Consider the following 302-nt stretch of genomic DNA (forward strand, 5'->3'; position numbering starts at 1 on the left):
CTCGGGGGTGAAGTCCGAGATGTTGGCGCGGCCGTGCAGCACGGCCTCCAGCTCCGGCTCGTGCCGGCGGGCGACGTCGAGCAGGGCGTGGAACAGGATGTCGAGGGCCTCCGCGGGCGAGGTGCCGGTGATGACCGGCGGCGCGAAGGTGGTGTCGGCGGCGTGGCCCGGCGAGGCGTGTAGGGTCAGGGTCATCGAACGGCTCCCGCGACATGGCGCGACGGGACCCCCCTCCCCGGTGCGGGGAGGAGGCAGGAGGCGGCGGCGGCGGGAGGGCGGCGGACCCGCCGGCAGCGCCCCGG

1 protein-coding gene is annotated in these 302 nt (G+C 77.2%); it reads right to left on the reverse strand.

Going from position 1 to position 302, the window contains the following annotated elements:
* Positions 1 to 195 (reverse strand): hypothetical protein (locus ACLBXP_RS25675; protein WP_447670638.1); only part of this gene is annotated, 195 nt, incomplete at its 3' end.
* Positions 196 to 302: the final 107 nt, after the last annotated feature.

It is taken from the genome of Methylobacterium sp. A54F, from assembly GCF_053346035.1.